10 protein-coding genes and 1 pseudogene are annotated in these 16,474 nt (G+C 70.5%); 4 read left to right on the forward strand and 7 right to left on the reverse strand.

Annotated features, from left to right (window positions below; genetic code table 11):
• Window positions 1-348 precede the first annotated feature (348 nt).
• The 3 genes from ACWEPL_RS13805 (at window position 349) to fdhF (ending at window position 7,723) form a co-directional block, all read left to right on the forward strand.
• Complete coding sequence (locus ACWEPL_RS13805; RefSeq protein ID WP_452436302.1) at window positions 349-3,111, forward strand: cation-translocating P-type ATPase; 2,763 nt, start codon at window positions 349-351, stop codon at window positions 3,109-3,111.
• 329 nt (window positions 3,112-3,440) lie between these two features.
• On the forward strand, window positions 3,441-5,051 hold the full coding sequence (locus ACWEPL_RS13810) for an NAD(P)H-dependent oxidoreductase subunit E (RefSeq protein WP_452436337.1): 1,611 nt from the start codon (window positions 3,441-3,443) through the stop codon (window positions 5,049-5,051).
• Window positions 5,048-7,723 carry a formate dehydrogenase subunit alpha gene (fdhF, locus tag ACWEPL_RS13815; RefSeq protein ID WP_452436303.1) on the forward strand — a complete coding sequence of 892 codons (2,676 nt, stop codon included), beginning with the start codon at window positions 5,048-5,050 and terminating at the stop codon, window positions 7,721-7,723. The genes ACWEPL_RS13810 and fdhF overlap by 4 nt, the downstream gene beginning before the upstream one ends.
• Here fdhF and ACWEPL_RS13820 read toward each other — a convergent pair.
• Window positions 7,718-8,557, reverse strand: a complete 840-nt coding sequence (locus tag ACWEPL_RS13820) for a universal stress protein (RefSeq protein WP_452436304.1) — start codon at window positions 8,555-8,557, stop codon at window positions 7,718-7,720. The two genes, fdhF and ACWEPL_RS13820, sit on opposite strands and share 6 nt — an antisense overlap.
• 149 nt (window positions 8,558-8,706) lie before the next feature.
• Here ACWEPL_RS13820 and ACWEPL_RS13825 point away from each other — a divergent pair.
• A pseudogene (locus ACWEPL_RS13825) lies at window positions 8,707-8,904 on the forward strand (ATP-binding cassette domain-containing protein); the annotation flags it as partial.
• A gap of 479 nt (window positions 8,905-9,383) precedes the next feature.
• Here the strand turns inward: ACWEPL_RS13825 and ACWEPL_RS13830 are convergent.
• From ACWEPL_RS13830 to ACWEPL_RS13855, 6 genes are read right to left on the reverse strand one after another with little or no spacing between them, the layout of a single operon-like run.
• Entirely contained in the window at window positions 9,384-10,856 is a 1,473-nt protein-coding gene (locus tag ACWEPL_RS13830) for a hydrogenase large subunit (RefSeq protein WP_452436305.1), read from the reverse strand.
• Window positions 10,853-12,301, reverse strand: coding sequence for a proton-conducting transporter transmembrane domain-containing protein (locus ACWEPL_RS13835; protein ID WP_452436306.1), 1,449 nt, complete (start codon window positions 12,299-12,301; stop codon window positions 10,853-10,855). Before ACWEPL_RS13835 ends, ACWEPL_RS13830 begins: the two co-directional genes overlap by 4 nt.
• Window positions 12,301-12,960, reverse strand: coding sequence for a hypothetical protein (locus tag ACWEPL_RS13840; protein WP_452436307.1), 660 nt, complete (start codon window positions 12,958-12,960; stop codon window positions 12,301-12,303). The genes ACWEPL_RS13835 and ACWEPL_RS13840 overlap by 1 nt, the downstream gene beginning before the upstream one ends.
• Before the next feature lie 14 nt (window positions 12,961-12,974).
• The gene (locus ACWEPL_RS13845) at window positions 12,975-13,919 is read right to left on the reverse strand and encodes a respiratory chain complex I subunit 1 family protein (RefSeq protein ID WP_452436308.1); all 945 of its coding nucleotides are present in this window, start codon (window positions 13,917-13,919) and stop codon (window positions 12,975-12,977) included.
• The gene (locus ACWEPL_RS13850) at window positions 13,916-15,949 is read right to left on the reverse strand and encodes a proton-conducting transporter transmembrane domain-containing protein (RefSeq protein WP_452436309.1); all 2,034 of its coding nucleotides are present in this window, start codon (window positions 15,947-15,949) and stop codon (window positions 13,916-13,918) included. The genes ACWEPL_RS13845 and ACWEPL_RS13850 overlap by 4 nt, the downstream gene beginning before the upstream one ends.
• A complete protein-coding gene (locus tag ACWEPL_RS13855; protein ID WP_452436310.1) occupies window positions 15,946-16,428 on the reverse strand; it encodes an NADH-quinone oxidoreductase subunit B family protein in 483 nt (160 codons plus the stop codon). The genes ACWEPL_RS13850 and ACWEPL_RS13855 overlap by 4 nt, the downstream gene beginning before the upstream one ends.
• Between the last annotated feature and the right edge of the window lie 46 nt (window positions 16,429-16,474).

The raw sequence follows: 16,474 nt of genomic DNA on the forward strand, positions 1-16,474 counted from the left end.
CCAGCCAAGATGTTCGCCTCTAGCTGGAGCCGGGCAAGCCGTGCCCGATGGACGCCATGCGCCTTGGTCCTGCGCCCACTCGTCAACAGCTTGTGCATCGCGGTCCAGTCGTTCTGCGCACAGCTCGAAGCCCTCGCAGGCCGCGAGTGTGGCAGCGTCCCGGCCGCCATCCTGGCCGATGCCACCATCACGAAGCGGCAGCGACGGGTGTTGATCGATGTCTACGAGTCATTCCACAGGCAGAGTTCGACAGGTGCTGCGCCTGGCGCAGCCCCTTCCATGCCGGAACCGCATGTGGGCGGAGAAGCGGGCAATTCGCCGTCTCTCACCTCATAGCCCACAGAGCCAATGAGGAGCCGGCATCAGCCGTGGGTCCAGCCCTTCGGAGTAGATCCGGAAGAGGCCGCTGAGCTGCTTCTGCGCGATCTTCGTAGTTCGCGTCGCGGGTTGTCGAGCGCGGAGGCGCAGCGGCGGTTGCTGCAACACGGCCGAAACGAGCTGCGCAGACGGGGTGCGCGGCGCTGGCCGGGCGAGCTTGGCCGTCAGTTCACCCATCCGCTCGCCCTGTTGCTCTGGGTCGCAGCAGGGCTGCTGCTGATCGTCGGCTCGCTGGTTGTTGCGGTCGCCGTCATATTGATCATCGTGCTGAACGCCGCCTTCGCGTTCGTGCAGGAGATCCAGGCCGAGCGAGCGGTGGAGGCGCTGGCGGAGTTCATTCCCCAGCGGGCGAAGGCGGTTCGTGACGGCTCCACCCGGGAGATCGACGCGGCCGAGTTGGTGCCCGGCGACATCGTCGTCATAGAAGAAGGTGATCGGGTCGCGGCCGATGTGAGACTGCTGGCCGGTGCCATCGAGGTGGATATGTCGGCGCTGACAGGGGAATCCGTCCCCACCTTGCGATCGGCTTCCATCCTGGACGTCGACGTACCCGTGCTGAGGGCGCACGAGCTGGTCTTCAGCGGCACGAACTGCACCGGCGGCGAAGCGCAAGGTGTCGTGTTCGCCACCGGCATGACGACCGAACTTGGACGCATCGCGGCCCTGTCCGAGCGTGTCAGACAGGAGCCAAGCCCGCTGGAACGGCAGGTCAGGCGGATCGCATGGCTCATCGCCGCGGTGTCGCTGGCCTTGGTGCTGGCCTTCATCCCGGCGGCCGTGTTCGGCGCCCACCTCTCCCCGGTCGATTCTCTCGTCTTCGCTGCCGGCCTGCTGGCCGGGATGGTCCCGGAGGGTTTGCTGCCTGTCATCACTCTGGCGCTCGCGGTGGCCGTGAGGGCGCTCGCGGTACGTGGCGCGCTGGTCAAACGGCTGAGCGCGGTGGAGACCCTCGGATCGACGGATGTCATCTGCACCGACAAAACGGGCACGCTCACCGAGAACCGCATGCGTCCGGTGGCCGTGTGGACGGCGGCGGGCCGTTGCGATCTGGACGGCACGCAGCCGCGTTCAGTGGAAGCATCGCCCGGCTCCCCTTTGCGATCGGCGGGGCACATCGCCGCCGCGTGCAACAACGCACAGTTTCAGGTAGGCAAGGAGCCGAGCGGCGATCCGACCGAAGTAGCCGTGCTGCTCGCGGCACAGGCTCTGGGGGCCGACCCGGACGTGACCACGCGAGAGGCAGCGCGTCGCTGGCAGTTCCATTTCAATCCCGAGCTCAAGTTGATGTCGACCATAGATGAGCGCGACGACAGGCTCGTCGTCCACACGAAGGGAGCACCGGAAACGCTCTTGCCTCGCTGCACGAGGTTCCTCGATCGGCAGGGCCGCATGGCGCCCCTCGAGGCTCGTGATCTGGACGTCATCACGGCCCAGGTCAGCGCCTTCGCCTCCGGCGGTCTTCGTGTTCTCGCTCTGGCCGAACGCGCCCTGCCGGCAGATGCGGCACCCCCACGCCGGCGAGACGACGCCGAGCGTGATCTGTGCTTCGTCGGGCTGGTCGCCATGCTGGACCCGCCGCGTCCCGAGGTGGCCGAAGCCGTCTCACGCTGCCGGACCGCAGGGATCCGCATCATCGTGATCACCGGCGACCATCCCTTGACCGCGACCGCCATCGCCCAGCTCGTCGGCATCGTCGGCGACCAGCCCAGGGTCGTCACGGGAGAAGAGCTCGACCAGCTCACCGAAAACCAGATCGGCGACCTGGTGCGCGACGAGGCCGAAATCATCTTCGCCAGAGCATCGCCAGAGGCGAAGCTGCACATCGCCGAGGCGCTGTGCGAGCAGGGGCACGTCGTGGCGATGACGGGTGACGGCGTCAACGACGCCCCAGCCCTGCACCGCGCCGATATCGGAGTCGCCATGGGACGGTCGGGAACGGACGTCGCCCGGGAAGCCGCCACGATGGTGCTCACCGATGACAACTTCGCTTCGCTCGTGGCAGCAGTGGAGGCAGGACGCCGCATTTACGACAACGTCCGCAAATTCATCGTGTACATCTTCGCGCACGCCACTCCCGAGGTCACGCCGTTCCTCATCTTTGCGCTGAGTGGAGGGATGGTGCCGCTGCCCTTGACGATCCTTCAGATCCTCGCCTTCGACGTCGGCAGTGAGACGATGCCGGCCCTCGCCCTGAGCCGCGAGCCCGCCGAACCCGGTCTCATGACGCGTCCGCCACGGCCCCGGGCGGAAGGCGTGATCCGCCGGGTCATGTTGCTGCGGGCTTGGCTCTTCCTCGGAGCCATGGTCAGCGTTCTCCAGATGGCCGGCTTCTTCTACGTGCTCATCCGAGCGGGCTGGCACCCCGGCGCCTCGACTGGCGCGGGCCATCCCCTGCACCACGCCTACCGGCAGGCGACGACGATGACCTTTCTCGGCATGATCGCCGGGCAGATCGGCACGGCCTTCGCGGTACGCACTGAGCACGCTTCACTGCGGTCTGTCGGAATCCTCTCCAACCGTTACCTGCTCGCGGGCATCGCCGGTGAACTCGTCCTTGCGGCGCTCCTCGTCTACCTCCCTCCGTTCCAGACTCTCTTGGGAACGGCCGCCCTGCCTCCAAGCGACCTTCTTCTCCTGCTTCCTTTTCCGTTCATCGTGTGGGGCGCGGACGAGTCACGCCGCTATCTGATTCGACGCCGGACCCGCAAACGAGCCGGGATGGGCGCCGAGTAACCCTGTAGCCGCCACTGATGTCCGCTCTTCGCCCGATGAGGCACGTTAAGCAGGGGCCTTGGTCATGGTGTCGTTGACCTAAGGTCCTGGGGATGGGCCTGGGCGACGGTTACGCTGCCGCGGCGCACAGGCGGCCGACCGTCTGCACGTTCAGAACTTCCAACCCTGCTGTGAGTTGGTCCCTGACGCGCGGTCGGCGGAGAAACCGCAGGTAGGGGCAAGGAGGTGTGTGTCTGTTATCCGGGAAATGGGCAGGAAGAAGTTCGTGAAGCGACCCTTTCGATGGATTTCGCGCCCTTGCTGAGCGGCGCGGGCGGCCCGGTATCCGCCTGATCGAGGCTCTTGCCGAAGCCGCCGCGGAGCACGCAGCGGAGCCTGAGAGCTGGGCACCGGAGGTGGCCAGGCGGTTCGGGCTGCCTGCGGCGGCAGGGCTGGGCCCCGCCAGCTTCTACGCGGATTTGGCGGTCCCGCATGGAGGACGTCACGTGCGGGTCTGTGGCGCGACCGCGTGCTTCGCGGCGCAGGCGGGCCGACATCTGCCTGCCATCCAGGACGTACTCGGTGTCACGGCTGATGACGATCTCAATCGTGACGCTGACGTCTCCCTGCAGACGGTCCGTTGCCTCGGCTACTGCTACGCGGGCCCGGCCTGCCTGGACGGCGAGACACCCTGTGTCGGTCCGGACGTCGTCGATCAGATGGCCGGTCGTGTTCCGCCGCATGCCCCGCCGATTCCGGCGGCTGATGTCACCGGGGATCCGGTAGTGCTGGCCGGGATCGTGGCAGGTGAGGTCGCGTGGCGGACGTGGGTGGATATTGTCGGCCGGCGGTCGCCGGAGCTGGTCCAGTCCGAGGTCGCGGCCTCCGGGCTGCGCGGCCGGGGTGGCGCGGGCTTTCCCGTAGCGGCCAAGTGGGCGGCGGCGGGCGGCTCGCCGGACACGGTGGTCATCGCCAACGGCGACGAGGGCGATCCCGGCTCGTACGCCGACCGGCTGCTGATGGAGGCCGATCCGGGGCGCGTGCTGGAAGGGCTGGCGCTGGCCTGCTTCGCCTGCGGGGCCCGCCGTGGCCTGGTGCTGGTGCGTTCGGAGTATCCACGGGCGCTGGCAGCGATGAGGCAGGCCGTGGAGCAGGCCCGCACTGAGGGGCACCTCGGCCGAGGAGTGCACGGTAGCGACGTGGACCTGGACATCGAGGTGGTGGCGGGCGCCGGCTCCTATGTCGCCGGCGAGGAGACGGCGCTGATCGCGGGGCTGGAAGGTGGTCGTGGTTGTGCGCGGGCGCGCCCGCCGTACCCGACCAGCCAGGGTCTGTGGGATACGCCGACGGTGGTGAACAACGTTGAGACGCTGGCCGCCGTCCCGTGGATCGTCAGCCGCGGTGGCGATGCCTACGCCCGCCGAGGGACGCCCGGTGAGACCGGTACGAAGCTGGTCTGCCTGTCGGAGCGGTTCGCCCGGCCCGGCTGCTACGAGGTCGAGCTCGGCGTGCCGGTGCGGTGGATCGTCACCGAGCTGGGCGGCGGCTTGCGCGAGGAGGTCGAGCTCGGCGTGCTGCAGGTCGGTGGCCCGCTGGGTGGGTTCCTCTCAGAAGAGGATCTTGATGTGCCGCTCACGGAGGCGGGGCTGGCGGGTTATGGTGCCGCGCTGGGTCATGCCGGGTTGGTGGCCGTCGAGCGGCGGCTGGAGCCGCTGGACGTGCTGCGACATGTGTGGGCGTTCGCCGCGGCGGAGAGCTGTGGCGCCTGCTCGCCTTGCCGGGTCGGCTCCCGTCGCGGACTGGAACAGGTCAGGTCCGGGCTTCCGCCCGGCGACGCGTACGCCGGCATGTTGAACGTGATGGGCGAGGCCAGTTTGTGTGCGTTCGGCCGTCGGCTGCCGCATGCGGTGCGGAGCCTGGTCCGCGCATACGGGGATCGTTTGCGGGGGTGGGGCGGATGAGGGTCACAGTGGAGGGCGCCGTCGTCGATCTCCCGGAGGAGGCCTCGGTGCTGCTGGCGGTGCGGGTGGCGGGTCGCGATCTGCCCACGCTCTGTCATGACGACCGGCTGACGCCCGTGGGCTCCTGCCGAGCGTGCCTGGTACGGCTCGACGGGCGGGTCGTGGCGGCCTGCGTGACGCCAGCGGTGGACGGCGCCCAGGTGAGCGTCGAGGAAGAGGACCTGCGCCGGTTGCGGCATGACGCCGTGGAGCTGATCGTCTCAGCGCTTCCACCCGAGGCGCTGGACGGGGACGGCGAACTGGCGCGGGTATGCCGGACCCTGGGTATCGGGCCGGAAGCCGCTGAAGGCGGCGCCGGAAGAGGCCAGGACCACACGCATCCGTTCGTCCATCTTGACCGGGATCTGTGCATCGCTTGTGGCCGCTGCGTGCGCATGTGCGCCGAGGTTCAGGGCACGTTCGCGCTCACGCTGGTAGGGCGCGGCTCCGAGACCGTGGTCGCCCCCGGCACCGGTGGCCCCTGGGCGCAATCGGATTGCGTCGCGTGTGGCGGCTGCGTGGACACCTGCCCCACCGGCGCTCTCACCGAGCCGGGGCTGCCGATCGGCACTCACCTGGCCACGCTCACCCGAACGCGAACCACCTGCGGGTACTGCGGCGTCGGCTGCGCTCTGGACGTGCTGACCCGTGACGGCGAGGTCGCCGCGGTACGCCCGGCCAAGGACGGCCCGGTCAACCGGGGGCACGCGTGCGTCAAGGGCCGCTTCGCCCACGGATTCCTGCGTTCTCCTGAGCGGCTCACGCAGCCGCTGCTGCGCCGCCGTTCCGGCCTGGAGCCGGTGAGCTGGGATGAGGCGCTCGCCCACATCGCTCGCGGGCTGCGGGCCGCGGTGAGCGAGGCGGGCCCCGACGCGGTGGCGGCGATCACCTCGGCCCGGGCCACCAACGAGGAGAACTACCTGATCCAGAAGTTCATGCGGGTCGTCATCGGAACCAACAGCGTCGACAACTGCTCCCGGCTGTGCCACTCGCCGTCTGCCGCCGGGCTGACCGCCTCGTTCGGCCTGTCCGGCGGCACCGACGCCTTCGAGGACGTGGAGCGTGCCGACTGCCTGCTCGTGGTGGGCGCGAACCCCGTCGAGGCGCACCCGGTCGTCGGGGCGCGGCTGCTCCAGCGGGTGCTGCACGGCACGCGGCTGGTCGTCGCCGACCCGCGGGCCGTCGGGCTCGCGGGCTACGCCGACGTCCACCTGCGGCCCCGCCCCGGGACCAACGTCGCCCTGTTCAACGGCCTGGCCAACGTGCTGCTCACGCAGGGCTTGGCCGATGAGGAATTCCTGCGGTACCGCGCCACCGGCCTGCCGGAACTGACCGCGGTACTCGCCGACTACCCGCCCGACCGGGTGGCCGGGATCACCGGCGTACCCGCGGAGGATCTGGTCGCCGCGGCGCGCCTGTACGGGATGGCCAGGCGGCCGGCCATCGTCTACGGGCTCGGCGTGACCGAGCACCTGCACGGCACCGACGGCGTGCGCACCCTGGCGAACCTGGCGATCCTGCGCGGCGCGGTCGGCACCGGCCACGGGTTCGGCGTGAACCCCCTCAGAGGGCAGAACAACGTCCAAGGGGCCTCCGACATGGGCGCCCTGCCCGACCTGCTGCCCGGCTACGGCCGGATCACCGACCGCGTCGCGCGCGGGCGGGCCGAGCAGGTGTGGGGCACGCGGCTGCCGGACCACGACGGCCTGCGCATCCCGCAGATGTTCGCGGCGGCACGCTCAGGGGCCCTGCGCGCCCTGTGGATCATCGGAGAGGACGTGTGCGCCACCGACCCCGACACCAACCGGGTCATCGAGGCCCTGGAATCCTGCCCGCTGGTCATCAGCCAGGAATTGTTCCTGTCCGAGACCGCCCGCCACGCCGACGTGGTCCTGCCCGCCGCGTCCTGGCTGGAGAAGGACGGCACCTTCGTCAACTTCGACCGGCGCTTCCAGCGCGTACGGCCCGCTCTCGCCCCGCCCGGCCAGGCCCGCACGGACTTCGCCATCGTGCACGCGATCGCCGCCGCCTACGGCGCCGACCTGGGCTGCCCGACGCCCGACGAGGCGCTGGCCGAATGCGGCCGGGTGGCGCCGGTGTTCGCCGGGGTGTCCCACCGGCGGCTGGACCGCGAAGGCGCCATCCCCTGGCCGTGCTCCGATCCCGAACAGCCCGGGCAGGCCAAGCTCTACCTGGACGGATTCGCCACGCCGGACGGGCTGGCGCACCTGGCCGCCCGCCCCTACCTGCCGCCGGGCGAAAGCCCTGACGACGACTACCCTCTGATCCTGATCACGGGCCGCCGGTGGGCGCACTACAACTCCGGCAACATGACCCGGCGCTCCGGCACCATCGAGCTCGACCCTTCGGATCACCTCGACCTGCATCCCGCCGACGCCGCCCGTCATGCCGTCCGCGACGGCGACACGGTGTTGGTCGAAAGCCGGCACGGGCAGGCTACCTTTCCGGCACGGATCACCGAGGAGGTCACGCCGGGCCAGCTTTTTTGCACCTTCCACTTCTCGTCCAGCCGGGCGAACGCCCTCACCTCCGATCATGCCGACACCGTGACCTCGTGCCCGGAGTACAAGGTCACCGCCGTACGCCTGCGCGGCATTCCCGGGTGCTCATGACTTCTTGCCACGTGGCCGTACCACGGCGACCGGGCAGTGAGCGCGGTGGAGCACGCCGTGACTCACCGAGCCGAGTACTGCGGAGGCGAAACCGCCCAGCCCGCGCGAGCCGACCACGACCAGGTCCGCCGTGGCGGAGGCTTTGATGAGCGCTGGTACCGGGTGCTCGCGCACCTGCTGGTCTGTGATCTCGATATCAGGGTGGTTCTTCTGCCATCGGATCACCCGCTCCTGAGCCGTGCGGGCCTCCTCTTGGAACGAGTCCTCCAGCAGGTTGCCGTAGTCCGGGGCGTAGGCCGAGACGATCGGTGCCTGCCAGGCGTAGACAGCGAGCAGGCGGGCGCGGCGGGCACGAGCCTGCTCGATGGCGTACGCCACGGCTTCCCGCGCGGCTTCGGAGCCGTCGTCCCCGACCACGATCTGGCCATGCTCGGCAGCGGCGGGTGCGCGGACGATGACGACCGGCCCGGCGGCATGGCCCGCGACGCCCAGGCAGACTGAGCCGAGCATCAGTCCGGCGAATCCCCCCAATCCCCGGCTGCCCAGCACCAGGGAATCTGCCGACGCCGACTGGCCGATCAGTGCTTCGACTACGTTGCCGTCGAGCAGTTCAGAGCTCACCTCGACATCGCCGCCCACCGCGCGAGCGCTGTCAACAGCGGCTTCCAGTGTGCCGAGGCAGTACTTCCGGCCGTCGATGCCGTCCGGCCACCGTTCGCACACATGCACGACCTTCAGTGGCACTCGTCTGCACTGGGCATCGGCCGCAGCCCACTCGACTGCCGCGCTCGATGGCTTGGACCCGTCCACGCCGACCACGATTGGTCCGACCATCACCGGCCTCCTTCACAGAGTCTCCCCGTTACCTCCTGCTTCCCGAAGCGGACATCGGCGCACATCAATGCTCACCTGCCACGGGTCTGCCCTCGCTTGCCGGCGGGCTGCCGAGCGCTTTCAGGGTCCGGTGTAGAGATGCTGTAAATATTCCGGCCATAGCTGCACGTAGGCCATCAAGAAGGTCAAAACCTTCCAAAGGCCTGGACGGGCACGATCTCACCGTACGCACCGGTGAGGTGCACGGCTTCCTCGGCCCGAACGGCTCGGGCAAGACTACGACCCTGCGGATCTTGCTCGGCCTGCTGTGCGTCGACGTCGGGCATGCCGGGCTGCTCGGCGGCGACACCGGCTGATCCAGCCCCCGCTCGTCATTCGACGGGCATCCAGACGATCATCCGCCGTGCGGATCGCGCCGCATACAAGCACCCTCCTTCGCCCGAGCGGGGGCTACAAGCGATGTCGTCTCGCACGCTGCGGTGAGATGTTCGGATCGAGGGGACGGAACCGGCCCAACGTCTCGCCCAGGCGCGCCAGGCCGACGTCGATGTCCTGCCCGGTGGGGCTCGATCATGCTGCGCGACGAAGCGCCAACGCGCCCAGCGCTCCCCCGCGGAGACGGCTCACCTCTCGGGTCGCTGCGACTGGACGCAATGTTGCTCTGTGTAATGCACGTGACTGTTTGTATTCTCAGAAATGTGAGCAAGCGCCCTTCGGTCGCCACCGTGTACGGCATTCTCGCCGAGGTGGACGGCACGGCCTGAGGATCACGCACAGCTACCTTTCCCCGGGGACAGAGGCAGGAGTCCGGGGCCGTATGGGAGGGTCACAGGTCGTTGCCCGCGTAGGACAGGTTGAAGCTCTTGTTGACCAGGGGAAAGTCGGGGACGATCGCGCTGTTGAGCGCCACCGGGAGCGCGGGCCAGTTGAAGAAGGACGGATCGACGATCTTCACGCGGGTGAGCGTTCCGTCGGGTGCGAGCTCGATGCGGTGGGCGATCGTGCCGCGCCAGCCCTCGACGAGCCCGGCCCCCGAGGAGGATCGTTCGACCGCAGGCCGGTCCGCCAGCGTCGCGTCAGGCTTGTGGACCAGATGGGTGATCAAGGCGATGGACGTGGCGATCTCCTCGGCCCGGATCTGGAAGCGGGCCAGCACGTCCCCGCTCGTGCGGCGGGCGGGGATGAATTCGCCGAGGTCGGCGAACGGGTGGTCGCGGCGGGCGTCGAGGTCCAGGCCGCTGGCCCGGGCCACGTAGCCGAGCGTGCCGAGGTCGCAGGCGGCGTCGCCGGACAGGACAGCGGTACCGGCGAAGCGGTCGGCGACCACGGTATGCCCAAGGGCGAGTTCGACGATCGCGGCCACGTCCGTGCCGATGGCGTGCAGCCGATCGGGGTCGGGGAGGGTCCGCAGGTCGGCGCCGCCGAGGCGGACGCCGCCGCGCAGCAGCCGGTGCCCGGTGACCTCGGTGTTGATCCGAAGGAGCTGTTCGCGGATCCGCCCGGCCTGCGCGTGCAGGATGGCGAAGGCCACGTCGTTGCAGAGCGCGCCCAGGTCGGTGACGTGGTTGTAGAGGCGTTCCAGCTCCAGCAGCACGGCCCGGTCCCGCTGCGCCCGCCCGCTGACCGGAGTCTGGGTGGCCTCCTCCACGGCCAGGCAGTAGGCGAGCGCGTGGCCGACGGAGGTGTCGCCACTGACGCGCTCGGCCAGTTCCAGCCCGTCGGCGGGGTGGCGGCCCTCGAAGAGCTTCTCGATGCCCTTGTGCACGAACCAAAGCCTGGCCTTCAGCTTGATGATGGTCTCGCCGACCACGGAGAAGCGGAAATGCCCCGGTTCGATGAGGCCGGCGTGGACGGGTCCGACGGGGATCTCATAGACGCCCTGGCCCTCCACGGTGACGAACGGATAAGGCCCTTCGGGGTCGCCGAAGGAGGGCGGCGGCCCGGCATCGGCGCGCATCGGGTACCAGCCGCGCGGCCAGTGGTGGTGGCGCACCAGCCGCCGGGGGAGCGGGTGATCGAGCGGGGTGATCCCGTACAGGTCGCGGATCTCCCGCTCGAACCTCCCCGCGGGGAAGGACAGGTGGGCGAGGCTGGGCACGGCCGGTCGATCGAGGGGGAGGCGGAGGTGCAGCTCGGTACGGCGGTCCGGACCGCCGGCGACGAACAGGTACGCCAGGCCGAACCCGCCGGCCTCCTGGCGTGCGGAGACCAGCGCCAGCCGGTGGCCGTCGGCCAGCAGCCGGGCAGCGTGCTCGGGCAACTCGCCGGGGCTGATGTCGGCGATGGTGCGCATGCTCATGGGGTCGCTCCGGCGATGGTGGCGGCGGCCTGCAGCAAGGAGTGCAGCGGCCCGAGAGTGATGCCCAGGACGGCGCAGGCGGCCAGGCCCGCGACCAGCGGGGCGGCCACGCTGCGCGGCAACGCGATGGCCTCGCCCGCCCCGCCGCCCAGCAGCATCCGCCGGCTGTGGCGGCCGATGGCCGCCACGATGACCAGCATCAGCACCAGAGCCGCCGCGATCGCCCAGCCCAGCCCGGCGGCAAAACCCGCCCGCGCGATACCCAGCTCGCTGGCGAACAGGCTGAACGGCGGCAGGCCGAGCAAGGCCAGCAGCCCCAACGCGAACGCCCCGGCAAGTATCGGCGCCCTGGCTATGAGGCCGCGTACCGCGTGGATCCGGCTGCTGCCGAGCGCCTGGTGCAGCTGCCCGGCAGACAGGAACAACACCGACTTGCCGAGCCCATGCCCGAGAATGTGCAGCAGGACGGCGACCAGGGCGAGGGTGTTGCCGATCGCCGCGCCGAGGGCGAGCAGGCCCATGTGCTCGATGCTGGAATAGGCCAGCAGCCGCTTGTAGTCGCGCTGGCCGAGCAGCAGCGACGCGGCCACGGCCAGGGAGGCCAGCGCCACGATGACGAGCAGGGCCCGGGTGAACCCGGCGCCGAGCGCCACGTCGGCGATGACCTTGACGCGCAGGATGGCGTAGAAGGCTACCGACAGCAGCACCCCCGACATCAGCGCCGACACCGGAGCCGGGGCCTGGCTGTGCGCATCCGGCAGCCAGGCGTGCATCGGCGCCAGCCCGGCCTTGGTGCCGAACCCGAGCACGAGCAGCATGACCGCGATGCGCATCACGCCGGGGTCGAGCCGGCCCGCGTGCTCGGCCAGCACCGCCCAGTCCAGGGAGGCCACGCCGGCGTGGGTGCCGGCGTAGTGGACCATGACGATGCCGAGCAGCGCGAGCGCGATGCCGACCGAGCAGATGACCACGTATTTCCACGCGGCCTCGGTGGCCTGGCGGGTGCGCCGGTGACCGACCAGGAAGGCAGTCAGGATGGTGGTGGCCTCGATGGCGACCCACAGCAGGCCCAGGCTGGAGGCCAGGACGGCGAGCGCCATCGCGGCGATGAAGGACTGGGTCAGTATCCCGTAGCGGCGCATCGCGCGCGGGCCGGTGTGCCCGGCGGCGTGCTCGGCCGCCAGGTAGGCGGGGCTGGCGGCCATCGCCAGCAGCGCGACCGCGCCGATCACGAGCAGTATGAACGCGCTCAGCGCGTCGCTGAGTAGCAGCCCGCTGAGCGCGTCGCGCCGGCCCGCCGCTGCCAGCGCGATGGCGCAGGCCAGCAGCCCGGCCGCGGACAGCGCGCCCAGCCAGGCCGTGGTGCGGTTCCAGCCGAGCACGGCGTACGCGCACGCGGCGGCTACGGGCACCGCGACCGGAGCGATCACCAGCAGGCTGTCCATCAGTCGTGCAACTCCCGCAGCTCGTCGAGGTCGGTGCCGCCGAACGCGGCTCGCATCCGAGTGGTCAGCACCTGCAGCACCAGGACGGCCAGCAGGATGTCCAGGGAGATCCCGAGCTCGACGACGAGCGGGACCCCGCTGGTGGTCAGGAACGCGGTGGCGGTGATGGCGTTGTCCATCAGCAGGAATCCCACCAGCTGCGACAGCGCCCGCCGCCGGGTCACCAGGACGAAGAACCCGATCAGCAGCACGGTCAGCGCGATCGGCACGGCCTGCGTGGCCAGCGTAGGCGACAGCCGTACCAGCGGTTGGGAGACCGCGTAGGCCAGCATCGCGAGCACCGCCGCCACCAGTAGCGAGGTCGCCACGTTGACCAGCGGCTGCGTCTCGCGGCCCTCGCCGCCGGCGACGAGCGCGCGGCGCATCAGGTACGGCAGCAGCCCGGCGCGCAAGGCGCCCACCCCGAGACCGATCAGGATCAGCTCGAGGTCTGCCTGCTGGACCCCCAGGACGACGGCCAGCGCGGTCAGGGCCACTCCTTGCAAGGCGAACAGCCACACGATCGCCGACAACTCGCGCCGCCACAGCACCAGCACGCCCGTGAGCAGGAACGCCCCGCAGGCCAGGTCCAGCAGCTGGATGTACATCGCATCAGTCATGTCCACGCCCATGTTCACGCCAGGAAGAAGGAAGCGGCCACGGACAGCAGCGCCAACAGGAACGAACCGGCCAGCAGCTCCGGAACACGGAACAACCGCAGCTTGGCCATGAACACCTCACCGACCGCCAGCAGCACCCCCAGCAGCGCCACCTTCCCCGTGAGCGCGGTCACCGACACCAGCAGGGCCAGAACGCCCCCGTCCGTGGTCGCGATCCCCAGCGGGAAGAACAGGCTGGCCAGCAGGCCCAGCAGCACCGACAGCCGCATCGCCGATGCCCACTCGACCAGCGCCAAGTCCGGGCCGGCGTACTCCAGCACCATCGCCTCGTGGATCATCGTCAGCTCCAGATGCGTGGACGGATTGTCCACCGGGATCCGGCCGGTCTCCGCGATCGTGACGATCGCCAGCGCGACCGCGGCCAGCACGCTCACCGGCGAGATCACCGACAGCGGATTCTCCACCGTCGCCGCCACGATCGCCCCCAGGCTGGTGGAGCCGACCCTGATCGACAGCGCGAACACCGACACCAGGATCGTCGGCTCCACCAGGGCCAGCACGGTCATCTCCCGGCTGGCGCCCATCCCGCCGAACGCCGTCCCGGTGTCCAGGGCGCCCAGTGCGAGCGCCACCGACCCCAGCGCCAGCAGCGCGGTCACCGCGAACAGGTCGGCGACACCGTCCAGCGGCGAGGCCGTCGTCACCAGCGGCACCACCGCGGCCACCACCAGCGCGGTGCCGGCCAACAGCAGCGGCGCGGCGCGGAACACCCAGCCGGTGCCGTGCGGGGTGATCGCCTGTTTGCGCATCAGCTTGCGCAGATCCCGCCACGGCTGCCCGATCCCCGCCCCGGCGCGTCCCTCCAGCCGGGCGCGGACCTGCCGCATCACCCCGACCAGCAGCGGCGAGCCGACCCCGACGACGATCACCTGGAGCACCGCTCCGATCACGCCCGTCACCACAGCACCACCAAGACGATCAGCGCCGCGGTCAGCGCCCAGAACCCGTAGCTGAGATAGCGGTGCACGCTGCCGGTGGCCAGGGCGCGGGCGCCACGCCCGACGGCCGACACGGCGGCGATCAGCGGATCGTAGAGCCGGTGCTCGATCCGGTCCGGCACCCGCGCCTGGAAGCGCACGCGTTCCACCAAGTAGGCCGACTCCTTCACCGGAGTGACGTCCACATCGCTTTCGGGGGCCAGCACGTCGTCGAAGACCCGCTGCAACGGCTCGGCGAACGACGTCGCGGTGTACTCCATCCGGGCCGACATGGGTCCCGCGCCGCAATCCCACAGCCGGGCGGCGCGCCGGGCCCGCCGCGTCGCCGTCACCCGTACCAGGCCGAGCACGGCCACGACGGCGAGCACCAGGGCGACGGCGATCAGCAGCGGCGAGATCATCCCCGCCACCCCCGCCAGCCGCAGCGTCAGTTCCCCGCTGACCACGTCCCGTCCCGGGAACACCACGCCGACCGCCCGGCCGAGCGCGGGCACGACCAGCGTGGGGGCCAGCGCCAAGGCCACGCAGCCCGCCGCCGCGAGCGCCATCGCGCCGAGCATGGCCGGCGGGCTCTCACTGGCCCGCTCGGCCTCCGCGCTGCGCGGCCGGGCCAGGAAACCCACGCCGAACGCCTTGACGAACGTGGCGACCGCAAGACCCGCCGACAACGCGATCACCCCCACGGCCAGCGGCATCGTCACCGCACCCGCCACCCCGGAACCGGGCAGGGCATGGATCAGACTCTGCAGCAGCAGCCACTCGCTGACGAAGGCGTTGCCGGGCGGCAGCGCCGAGGCGCACAACGCGCCGACCGCGAACATGACGGTGGTGTACGGCAGCCGCGTGCGCAGCCCGCCCAGCGCGTCCAGATCACGGGTGCCCGTCGCGTGCAGCACCGAGCCCGCCGACAGGAACAACACGGTCTTGAACGCGGCGTGGTTGACCACGTGCAGCAGCGCCGCGGCCAGCGCCAACGTCGCCAGCACCGGAAGCTTGGACGCGGCGAAGAAACCCGCCGCGCCTACCCCGACCAGCACCAGGCCCAGGTTCTCCGTCGTGGAGTAGCCCAGCAGTCGCTTCAGATCCGAGGCCACCACCGCCTGCAAGATCCCGAACAGCGCCGACGCCGCGCCGGCCGCCAGCACCAGCAGCCACCACCAGGCCGGCCCGCCACCCAGCAGATCCAGCCCGACCCGGACGACGCCATAGGCACCCATGTTCACCATCGCCGCGCTCATCAGGGCCGAGACGTGGCTCGGCGCCTCCGGATGCGCCCGCGGCAGCCACACGTGCAGCGGCACGATGCCGGCCTTGGAAGCGAACCCGGCGAACGTCGCCAGGAACACGACGCTCTTCACGCCCGGCGACAGCTCAGCGGCACGCAACTGCTCAAAGCTCTCCCCATCGGCCCCGGCGGCGAACGCGACCAACCCGGCCAGGATCGTCACCAGGCCAAGATGGGTCATGACCGCGTACCACAGCCCGGCCCGCCCCACCGCCGCTCGCCGCCGGTGCTCGGCCAGCACCAGCAGCAGCGACGACACGGCCATCAGCTCCCAGGCGAGCAGGAACGTGCTCACACTGGCCGCGGCGGGCACCATGAGCATGGCCGCCACGAACAGCGGCAGCACGGACTGGAACACGCGACCGTCCAGGCCATGAGCGCAGTAGCCGATCCCGTAGATCGCCGCGCACACCGCCACCAGCCCGGTGACCGCGACGAACACCCCGCCCAGAGGGTCGACCGTCAGTCGTATCCCGGCCAGCGGCAGCAGCTCCGGCAGCCAGGCCGACCAGCCCTGACCGGCCCCACCTCCGGCCCCATCGCCAGCCACGGCCGCCACACCCGCCGCCACTCCCAACCCGCCCGCGCCTGCCGTGCACCAGCCCGCCAGATGCAGCCGCGCCCGTGGCGGAGCCAGCAAGGCGGCCAGCGCGGCGACCGCGCAGCCGGACAGCGCCACCACGTACAGCGTGCCGACCAGGTTCATCGGTCGGTCAGCCCTCGCAACGCCGCCACGATCACCTCAGGCTCCGGCGGGCACCCCGGCACCTCCACATCCACCGGCACCACGTCGCTCACCGCCCCGGCCACCCCATACGCTTCGGCGAACACCCCGCAGTTACGCGCGCAGTCACCCAGCGCGATCACCAGCCGCGGCTCAGTAACCGCGTCATGGGTGCGGCGCAGCGCCACCTCCATGTTGTGGGTCACCGGCCCGGTCACCAGCAGGGCGTCCGCATGCCGAGGTGAGGCCACCAGCCGCGCGCCGTATCGCTCGGCGTCGTACACCGGGCCGAACGCCGAGGCGATCTCCACCTCGCACCCGTTGCACGAACCCGCATCCACATGCCTGATCTGCACCGATCCGGCGAGCTCCGCAGCCTTCGCACAGGGCTCACCTGGTTCGCGCTCCGGCGCGGGCTCGGCCACCCGGCCCGTCTTGACGATCTTCCGCCACAACCCCATCGTTGCCTCTCCACCGCTCACCAGCCAATACCCCGACGATCAGCAG

The organism is Nonomuraea sp. NPDC004186 (assembly GCF_053603495.1).

What these genes read in the sequence shown, in the direction of transcription:
- ACWEPL_RS13850 (WP_452436309.1), bottom strand. Translation starts at nt 15,949, where the DNA reads ATGAACCTGGTCGGCACGCTGTACGTGGTGGCGCTGTCCGGCTGCGCG.
- ACWEPL_RS13835 (WP_452436306.1), bottom strand. Translation starts at nt 12,301, where the DNA reads ATGGACAGCCTGCTGGTGATCGCTCCGGTCGCGGTGCCCGTAGCCGCC.
- ACWEPL_RS13805 (WP_452436302.1), top strand. Translation starts at nt 349, where the DNA reads ATGAGGAGCCGGCATCAGCCGTGGGTCCAGCCCTTCGGAGTAGATCCG.
- fdhF (WP_452436303.1), top strand. Translation starts at nt 5,048, where the DNA reads ATGAGGGTCACAGTGGAGGGCGCCGTCGTCGATCTCCCGGAGGAGGCC.
- ACWEPL_RS13855 (WP_452436310.1), bottom strand. Translation starts at nt 16,428, where the DNA reads ATGGGGTTGTGGCGGAAGATCGTCAAGACGGGCCGGGTGGCCGAGCCC.
- ACWEPL_RS13820 (WP_452436304.1), bottom strand. Translation starts at nt 8,557, where the DNA reads ATGGTCGGACCAATCGTGGTCGGCGTGGACGGGTCCAAGCCATCGAGC.
- ACWEPL_RS13830 (WP_452436305.1), bottom strand. Translation starts at nt 10,856, where the DNA reads ATGAGCATGCGCACCATCGCCGACATCAGCCCCGGCGAGTTGCCCGAG.
- ACWEPL_RS13840 (WP_452436307.1), bottom strand. Translation starts at nt 12,960, where the DNA reads ATGACTGATGCGATGTACATCCAGCTGCTGGACCTGGCCTGCGGGGCG.